At 68.0% G+C, this 8497-nt stretch carries 10 protein-coding genes; all 10 read right to left on the bottom strand.

What is annotated here, in order from left to right:
• Positions 1–2: 2 nt before the first annotated feature.
• Positions 3–122 (bottom strand): DUF4396 domain-containing protein, encoded by a 120-nt coding sequence (locus tag DEJ00_RS18745; RefSeq protein ID WP_220038899.1) that lies wholly within the window; start codon positions 120–122, stop codon positions 3–5.
• Positions 123–281: 159 nt separating this feature from the next.
• A complete protein-coding gene (locus tag DEJ00_RS18080) occupies positions 282–1655 on the bottom strand; it encodes an NADH-quinone oxidoreductase subunit N (RefSeq protein WP_111058322.1) in 1374 nt (457 codons plus the stop codon).
• Positions 1656–1657: 2 nt separating this feature from the next.
• Complete coding sequence (locus DEJ00_RS18075) at positions 1658–3130, bottom strand: NuoM family protein (RefSeq protein WP_258373731.1); 1473 nt, start codon at positions 3128–3130, stop codon at positions 1658–1660.
• Positions 3131–3147: 17 nt separating this feature from the next.
• On the bottom strand, positions 3148–4977 hold the full coding sequence (locus tag DEJ00_RS18070; protein WP_111058320.1) for a proton-conducting transporter membrane subunit: 1830 nt from the start codon (positions 4975–4977) through the stop codon (positions 3148–3150).
• Positions 4974–5276 (bottom strand): NADH-quinone oxidoreductase subunit NuoK, encoded by a 303-nt coding sequence (gene nuoK, locus DEJ00_RS18065; RefSeq protein WP_092091742.1) that lies wholly within the window; start codon positions 5274–5276, stop codon positions 4974–4976. Before nuoK ends, DEJ00_RS18070 begins: the two co-directional genes overlap by 4 nt.
• Complete coding sequence (locus DEJ00_RS18060; protein ID WP_255252558.1) at positions 5273–5830, bottom strand: NADH-quinone oxidoreductase subunit J; 558 nt, start codon at positions 5828–5830, stop codon at positions 5273–5275. Before DEJ00_RS18060 ends, nuoK begins: the two co-directional genes overlap by 4 nt.
• 5 nt (positions 5831–5835) lie before the next feature.
• Positions 5836–6768, bottom strand: coding sequence for an NADH-quinone oxidoreductase subunit H (locus DEJ00_RS18055; RefSeq protein ID WP_096897499.1), 933 nt, complete (start codon positions 6766–6768; stop codon positions 5836–5838).
• Positions 6761–7879: a hypothetical protein gene (locus DEJ00_RS18050; RefSeq protein WP_146248019.1), complete on the bottom strand. Its 1119-nt coding sequence runs from the start codon at positions 7877–7879 to the stop codon at positions 6761–6763. Before DEJ00_RS18050 ends, DEJ00_RS18055 begins: the two co-directional genes overlap by 8 nt.
• Positions 7870–8220: an NADH-quinone oxidoreductase subunit A gene (locus DEJ00_RS18045; protein ID WP_096897501.1), complete on the bottom strand. Its 351-nt coding sequence runs from the start codon at positions 8218–8220 to the stop codon at positions 7870–7872. The genes DEJ00_RS18050 and DEJ00_RS18045 overlap by 10 nt, the downstream gene beginning before the upstream one ends.
• 81 nt (positions 8221–8301) lie before the next feature.
• A partial coding sequence (locus tag DEJ00_RS18040) for a hypothetical protein (protein ID WP_146248018.1) occupies positions 8302–8497 on the bottom strand: 196 nt, incomplete at its 5' end.

Below are 8497 nucleotides of genomic sequence, written 5' to 3'. Positions count from 1 at the left end.
GGTCAGTGGTGACCGTGGACGACGGCGTGGCCGAGACCGCGGCTGATCATCCACCGGTTCACCGGGGTGGTCACGATGAACGCGATCACCAGGGAGAACGCGAGGGAGCCCAGAACAGCCATCAGTGAGTAGCCCAGGAGCACGCTGAACACGGCAAGGCATCTGGGCACAAAAAACCGATCCAAAGCCTGGCTGTTGGCGCGCACTGGAAAGGCAGGGTTCAGCCTGCCAACGGTCGACATCCCGCAAGCAGCAAACGAGGAGCTTGGCGGCCGCGAGTCTCACAACTGCAAGAGGGGCGGACTGCTGGCGACGGCAACAATGATCATTAAACCAAGCGTCACGGCAGTGACCGCCTGCAGATGAACTGCGGCGGAGTGAGACCGAGGTTCCTCCGATGCCTGGAAAGCCATTGACACCCAACGGAGGGCGTAGAACAGCGACGCGACCGAGACGGCAGCGGCGATGACCACCAGCCACGGCATCCCGCCCCGCCAAGTAGCAGTAAACACGGCGAGCTTGCCCACGAAGACGGCGGTTGGTGGTGTCCCGACAAGGCTCAGCAGGCCGACCAGGACGACACCGGTGATGACGGGATGTTCCCGTGCCGCTCCGCGCCAGGAGGGAATTGTCATGCGGTCTGGGAGCGCGGCTACCGCGGCGAACAGGGCCAGGTTCGTCACGGCGTAGAACACCAGGTACATCAGCAGGGCGGCGCGCGCCGACGGTTCGACGCCGATCACGGCGACGGGCATCAGCAGGAACCCGACCTGCCCGACCGTGGACCAGCCGAGGAGTCGCGGCGCGCTGCGTTGCCAGAATGCCGCGAGGGTGCCGAGGATCATGCCCGCGGCGGCGAGCACACCGACCAGCAGCGGCGCGTTCACGGTGCCGGGTATGACGTCGACGACGCGTGCCAGTGCGATCAGCGCCCCGAGCTTCGGGACGGTGGTGATGAACGCGGCAATGCCGATACCGGCGCCCTCGGCAGCATCCGGAACCCAGAAATGTCCCGGGACCGATCCGGCTTTAAACAGCAGGCCGGCGAGGACCCCGATGAACCCGAGCGCGACCGCTGCCGCCGGCACGTGTGGCAGCGCCTGTTGAAGCTGAGGGTAGGTGCTGCCGCCGGCGACACCGACGAGGACGGCGATGCCGAAGAGCATCACGACGCCGAAGATCGCGCCCAGCAGGTACGTCTTCATGGTCGCTTCGGCTGCGGCCGGGGATCGGGACAGTCCGATCAACGCGTAGAGCGGCACGGTCGCTAGGAGGAACCCGGTGGCGACGATGAGCAGGTCGTTGGCGCCGGCGAGGACGACCGTGCCGAGTGCCGCGAGGAGCAGCAGCGACGCGGTCTCACTCTCCCGAGCCGAGCCACGGAACTCCTGTCGCCCGATGAGCATCACGACCGCGGTCGCCAACGGTACGAGGATCCTGATCGTCGTTGTCGCGTTGTCGAGCGCGTAGCTGTCACTGAAGACGGTCGGTGGTCCGGTGCTCACGGCGGCCGTAGCGGCGCTGCCGCACGCCACGGCGATCGCGAACCAGGTCACGAGCGCCTGCCTGCGTCGGGGCAGGAAGCTGCCGCCGAGGAGCGCGACGATCGCGCCGCCCATCATGATGATCTCCGGCAGGAGCGCGCCGTAGTTCATGTTCACGCGGGACCTCCGACCAGTGCGGCGAGCTGTCGGGCGGCGGGAGCGATGAGCTGCAGCAACGGTCCGGGTACCACACCAATCGCCAGGGAGAGCAGCAGGAGCGCCCCGACCGTCACGGTCTCCCGAGCGGTGACGTCGGTGAATCCGTCGGCGAGGTGTTCCGTGGGTCCGGTGAGCAGCTTCTGCACGGTGCGGAGGAACAGGGCTGCGGTGATGAGGATCCCTGGCAGCGCGATCGCGGCGATTGCTGTTGCACCGATGCTGCCGGCGAAGATCTGGAACTCGGCGATGAAGCCACTGAAGCCGGGGATCCCGAGTGACGCGAACGCGGCAATGGCGAAGAGTCCGGAGAACCGTGGGGCGGGCTTCGCGAGGCCGCTGTAGTCGCTGATCTCGTAGCTGCCCCGCCGGTCGTGGAGGACGCCCGCGAGGAGGAACAGCGCCCCGGTGATGAGTCCGTGCGACACCATCTGCACGGTCGCGCCGGTGATCGCCAGCTGTTGCGCCTGCGCAGAGGTTGCCCCGGTCATGCCCGCGGCGCCGACGGCGAGCACGACGTAGCCCATGTGGTTCACCGAGGTGTACGCGATCAACCGCTTCACGTTCGTCTGCGCGAGCGCGACGAGCGCTCCGTACAGCACGGACACGATGCCGACAATGACAATCACCCAGGACCAGGACCTCCACGCGTCCGGGAGCATCGGCATCGCGATGCGGAGGAACCCGTACGTGCCCATCTTCAACAGGACACTCGCGAGGACGACAGAGCCAATGGCGGGTGCGTCGGTATGTGCCGGTGGCAGCCAGGAGTGGAACGGCACCGTGGGGGTCTTGACCGCGAAACCCACGACGAGCGCGGCGAGAACGGCGCCGGCGGTCAGGGGTGTGCCGGTGAAGCCGTTCCGGGTGAGCTCGACCATGTCGAACGTGTGCGGTGCGGAGCCAAGGTAAAGGCCAATTAAGCCGAGCAGCAGCGCCAGGGATCCGAGGAATGTGTAGAGGAAGAACCGCAACGCGGACCGCTGATGGTCGCCGTGTCCCCACCCGGCGATCACGAAGTACATGCCGACGATGGACAGGTCGAAGAACACGAAGAACACGAGCAGGTCCTGCGCGGCGAACACCCCAAGACACGTGGTCTGGAGGGACAGGAAGAGTGCAGCCTGCGGGCGGGGCCGGTCAGTGTCCCGCATCGCCCAGAGCGCGCAGACGAGGAACACAACGTCGGTCAGGAGCAGCAACGGGGCGGAAAAACCGTCAACACCGAGGTGGTAGCTGGTGCCGACGCTCGGCATCCACTCCATCCGCTCCTCCCAGCGCAGCCCCGACGCGGTGGATCCGGGGATGGACGCGAGGACCCCGAGGACGAGCTCCACGATGCTCGTCATCAGCCACACCCACGCGGCTGCCCGTCCGGACATCGATCGCGTCAGGGCGAGGACCGCCGCGACGACAACGGGAAGGAACACGATCAGACTGAGCACGATCACCTCACGACCAAGAGCAGGACAGCTGCGGCAGCGACGGTCACGGTCGCGCCGATGTAGTAGTGGTGCACCTGGCCGGTCTGCGGTCGCCGAGCCAGTCGACCGAGGACCGCGACGGCGGAACCGATCCACCCCGTCACGGCGGCGGGGCCACGCTGATCAAGAGCGCGCGCGGCTCGGGCGGTCTGCTCGAGCGCACGGCCCGACCGATCGACTGCCGTGCCGTAGCGGTCGTCCAGACGCGCGAGCGCGGCGGCGAGTCGCAGTGTCGGCGTGGCGATGACGGCAACGGCTGCCCGCTCCAGCCCGAACCAGTGCATCCCACTGCGGACTGTGGGTGTGCGCCACAGAGTCAACAGGACCACGACCACCGCGATTGCCCCGGACGCCGCGAGCTCCGGCCACGACACCGACGTCACGGAAAGCGGAGCGAGCATCGGATGCAACAGCGGTGTGCCGAGAAGCGCAAGTCCGGCTGCGGCAACGGCAAGCACCACCATCGGGACGACCGCGAGGCGTGGCACCCGCCGGGTGCCGCGCTCTTCGTCGTCCCAGGACGCTTCCGGTGTGCCGGCACGCCGCCACAGCAGCGCGATGATCCGGGCGGAGTAAGCCGCTGCAAGTGCCGCTCCGGCCAGGCCCGCCGCATACAACCAGGGTTCTTCCTCCAATGCTGCGGCGAGGACGACGTCCTTGGCGTACCAGAGCGACAACGGTGGCAGGCCGGCCAGCGACAACGCACCGACGGTCGCGAGGACGCCGACCGCGGGCCAGCGGGCGGCGACGCCGCGGAGACCGGTGAATTGTTTCGTCCCGGTGGCCGTCAGCCATGCGCCCGCGGTGAGGAACAGCAGCGCTTTCGTGGCGGCGTGTGCGACGAGCTGCGCGGTGCCGCCGCTGACCGAGCCGACGCCAGCGGCGAGGACGACGAACCCCAGCTGGGATGCCGTCGACGCGGCGAGGACCTGCTTCACGTCCCGCTGCGACAGTGCGATGACACCGAGGACGATCGCGGTCGTGACGCCCAGCCACGCCGCCGTCGGACCTGCCCAGCCGGTCACGTTCAGGAGCGGTTCGACGCGGAGGAGCAGGTACCCGCCCATGGCGACCATCGCTGCGGAGTGCAGCAGCGCACTCACCGCGCTGGGGCCCTCCATGGCGCGGGAGATCCAGAACGAGAACGGCAGCTGCGCTGCCTTCCCGAAGCCGGCAGCGAGCAATCCTGCGGCAGCGACGTGCACCCAGGGGCCTGGCAGCGACTGCAGTGCGGTCAGCGACCAGGAGCCGCCGCCGGCGACGACGGCGCCAGCGGCGAGGTACAGGCCGAGGTCCCCGGCGCGGGTGACAGTGAACGCGGTGAATCCACCGGCGACGCGGTTCCGGTCTTGCCAGCGGAATCCGATGAGCGCGTAGGAGGTGGCGCCCATCACCTCCCATGCGGCGAGGAGCAATGGCAGGCCGGTTGCGGTCACGGTGACGACGACGGCAGCGAGGAAGAGCAGCATCAGCCCGTGGAACCGCGCCGCCGGTCGGGTCCGGTCCGCAGTCGCGAACACGAGGACGAGGAATCCGATCCATACCACGGTCGGCAGGACGACAGCGGCCAGCGCGTCGACGCGGAGATCCGGGCCAGGGGCGCCAAGCATCGCAGGCACCCCGCCGGTCACCTCGGCACCCGTGATGGCTGCAATGGTCGCTGCGATCGCCATGACCGCTGCCGTGAAGAGGCTGACGGGAACGGCGATCCGTTCGGCGAAGCGTCCAGCTGTCGCCAGTGCGGCTCCGACGAGGGCGGGCAGGATGATGGCGGTGATCAGCGCGGCGCTCACTGGCTGAGGTCCGTCGCAGAATCGGTCATGTCGGAGTTCCGGGAACGGTGCAGGATCGTCGCAACCGCGAAGCCCATCGCCATCTCGATCGTCATCGCCGCGATGATCACCAGCAGCAGCACCTGCCCATCGACCGTCGGTGCGAGGTACCACCAGAACGCGGCGGCGGCGAGGATGACGGCGTTGATCATCACCTCGATGCCCATCATCACCATCACCACCACCTGCTGCGAGATCGCGCCGTACAGTCCGATGGCGAACAGCGCAGCCACGACGAGCAGAACGAGTTGCAGCGTCATCGTCCGACACCTCCCGGCTCCGGGTCAGCGGGGGCATTCTGGAGGTCGTCCCCGAGCCGGTCGTACCGGCCACGAGGGTTCGCCAGGACGAGGGCGGCGATGATCGTGGCGAACAGGATCGGGCTGATCGTCAGCATCACCAGCATTTTCGAGCTCATGATCGCCTCGCCAAGGGCACGGGTGGTGTCCGCCGCCGCGGTCCCGGCACGGGCTGGCCACGGGATGAAGAGCGCGGCTGCGGCGAGGCCGACGAACACGGCGGCCGCGATCACTGCCGCGGGGCGTTTGCTGTGGGTCATATCCATTGGCATCAGCGCCGGGTTCATGCCCATATAGGAGACCATGAACACCGCCATCACGGCCATCTCCATCACCATCATCAGGATCGTGATGACCCCGATGAAGTCCAGGTGCAGCACCAGCACGGTGACGCCGACGGCGATGAACGACACCGCCAGCGCGTACGTCGCGCGCGCCATCGAGTCCACCCGGAACACTGCGGCGGCAGCGAGCACCGCGACGACCGCCGCGACCCAGAACACGATCGTTGCCATCCCGGTCATCCTTTCCCCATCACGGCGAGCACCGACGTGACCAGCAGTTGCAGCAGCACCAGCGGCAACACGACAACCCAGCCCAGCTCCGCGAGCCGCTGCGGCCGGATCGCGGGCATCGCGTGTCCGAGCAGCAAGAACACGGCGAGCAGCAAACACGTCTTCAACAGCACCCATAGCGCCGACGGAAGCAACGGACCAGCTCCGCCGCCGAGGAACATCGGCACCGCGAATGCGGCGCCGACCACGAGCAGACACCATCTGCCGGCGAGAACGAGCAGTCGGTCGACGCCGGAGAGTTCCCCGAGGACACCGCCGGCGATGTCTGTGCCGGCGGGAAACGCGAACGGACCCCAGGCGGAGAACGCGGTGACGGAGGCGCAGTAGACGATGAACGCGACCGGCATTGTCAGGGCGAACCAGATCGGTTGCTGCGCGGCGACCACGTCGGTCAGCCGAAGGCTCTGCGCACCGATGGCGGGGGCGGTCAGGGCGAACATCAGCGGGATCTCGTACGCCAGGGCCTGCGCCAGGAACCGGTACCCGCCGATCAGCGGGTGCACGCTGTTGCCGCCCCACCCGAGCAGCCACCACAAGGCCCAGAGGGAGACGTCGACGGCGTTGAACCACACCACGCCGACCGGAATGTCCAGTGGTACCAGAGCGCCGACGGGAACGGCGAGAGCGGCGAGGAACGCGGCGACGGCTAGCCCGGACCCGCCGATCCGCCACAGAAGGGAGTCCGCGCCGAGCACGGATCGACGTTGTTGGCGGAGGAGCCGGCCGGTTTCCCGGAACGGCGAGAGGACCCCAACATGCACCGGTATCCCGCGGTCTCGTGCTGCCAGGGCGGCGTTGCCGCTGGCGGCCAGGATGGCGAGGACGAGGACGACGCCGGGCAGGACGAGTGCCCATAGGGCGTTTCCGACATCAACCATGCTGATGCCGTCTCGTCGTGCCGACCTCATCGGCCGAGTCCGCGCGAGGCATGGGAAACACGGTGAGCGCAGCAATGATGAGGCGGGCGCTGCCGATGTCGCGTCCTTTAACCAGGGATGGGATCTCATCTACCGGCGTCGCCGGTTCCGGCTCGAACTGACGTCCGTTGAGTGCGGCGTCTGCGCGCTCGAGTCGAGTGAGGAGGACCGTGCGGACGTCGATGTCGGGTCGAACCTGGAGGCCGCGCAGGGACCAGCGGAGCATCACGGAGCGCTCGATCCGGCGGCGCAGCGGCCGAATGCGTTCCCGCGCCTGGTCCCGGCGGCCGGTCACGGCAAGATCCCGTACGCGGAGCGTCCGGGCTGCCACGGCATCCCATCCGGCGACGGCGAGTATCTGGGCGGCCTGGTCGAGCGCGGAGGCCGCGCCGCTCTGTGGCTCCCCCCGCTTGTGGTCGTCGACATCGATCACCGAGGCGGAGGCGTCGGTGATGGTGTCGCCGGTGAGCGTCACGTCCAGGATCACGCCAGCTGGCCAGACCGGCAGGATCGGACCGAGTCGCCGGTGCAGCACGTCCATCTCCAGCCCGTCCCGATCATCCGCCCCGTCGGCGAGTGGGTAGCCGCCCGGACCGCTCATCGACATGTGATCCATCGACATGTGGTCGTGACCGCCCATGGGCATGTCGTGTTCATGCATCGATTCGTCGGTGTCGTCCGGGTGCTCGTCGTTGGGATGTTCGTGGTCGGGGCCGTCCTCGGCGAGGTGCCGGCCATCGATCCCATCCTCGCGAGCGGCGGAGCGCTGTGCACGTCGGTCCGTGAGTGAGTCCTGCGCGGTCGTGAAGACGGTGCCGATTTCGTCGGGGCTGGTCAGTGCCGCCCGGTGCTTCGGGTAGGGCATCTGATCCCACACGCGGTCGATGACCGTCCGCATCTCTGGTCCGGGGGTTCCGCACACGAGCAGGACGTCGCTTTCGGCCGGGTGGGTGGCCAGGACATGACCGGCGGACGCAGCCGCTGCTTCCAGTGCAATCCGGGCTGCACCGTTGCCGGGCACCTCGACGAGGAGCACATGCAGCGGTCGGCGGCGATCCGTGGTCACACCCATCGGAACGCTCCTTCCCGCCAGGCCCAGACGACACCCGCCAGGAGAACCCCGAGGAAGACGAACATCTCGATGACCGCCTCTGCACCCATCTGCGCGACAACGACAGCCCACGGGTACATGAAGAGCATTTCCACGTCGAACGCGAGGAACACCAGCGTCATTGGGTACCAGCGGGTGTGGAAGCGCGAGAGCGCGTGTTCCTGGAGATCCCACCCGGACCCGAACGGCAGCACGTCTTTGCGAATCGGAGCGACCGCTGTCGCTCGAGACAGCAGCATCAGGGCGGCGATGCCGAGCAGTGCGACGCCGAGCACGATGCCGATGGTGATGTACCCGGACATTCGATCTCCTTCCCGAGCTGCTATACCCCGGAGGGGTAATGCGGGTGAGTGTAGGCGGGCGGCGGGCTCGGTGTCCGCCGGTCAGCGAGGCTGGAACGTGCGCAGGCGCAGGCTGTTGCTGACAACGAACACCGAGGAAAGGGCCATCGCGGCGCCGGCGATCATTGGGTTCAGCAGGCCGGCCATCGCGAGCGGGATCGCGGCGACGTTGTAGGCGAAGGCCCAGAACAGGTTCACCTTGATCGTGCCGAGGGTGCGGCGGGCGAGCGCGATCGCG

Source organism: Curtobacterium sp. MCLR17_039 (assembly GCF_003234745.1).
Classification (GTDB): domain Bacteria; phylum Actinomycetota; class Actinomycetes; order Actinomycetales; family Microbacteriaceae; genus Curtobacterium; species Curtobacterium flaccumfaciens.
Note: the sequence above shows the minus strand (reverse complement) of the source record. Positions and strands in the feature narration are given on the sequence as shown.

Coding starts and splice junctions, on each gene's coding strand:
- DEJ00_RS18745 (WP_220038899.1), bottom strand. CDS start 122: ATGGCTGTTCTGGGCTCCCTCGCGTTCTCCCTGGTGATCGCGTTCATC.
- DEJ00_RS18055 (WP_096897499.1), bottom strand. CDS start 6,768: ATGGTTGATGTCGGAAACGCCCTATGGGCACTCGTCCTGCCCGGCGTC.
- DEJ00_RS18060 (WP_255252558.1), bottom strand. CDS start 5,830: ATGGCAACGATCGTGTTCTGGGTCGCGGCGGTCGTCGCGGTGCTCGCT.
- DEJ00_RS18050 (WP_146248019.1), bottom strand. CDS start 7,879: ATGGGTGTGACCACGGATCGCCGCCGACCGCTGCATGTGCTCCTCGTC.
- DEJ00_RS18080 (WP_111058322.1), bottom strand. CDS start 1,655: ATGAACTACGGCGCGCTCCTGCCGGAGATCATCATGATGGGCGGCGCG.
- nuoK (WP_092091742.1), bottom strand. CDS start 5,276: ATGACGCTGCAACTCGTTCTGCTCGTCGTGGCTGCGCTGTTCGCCATC.
- DEJ00_RS18045 (WP_096897501.1), bottom strand. CDS start 8,220: ATGTCCGGGTACATCACCATCGGCATCGTGCTCGGCGTCGCACTGCTC.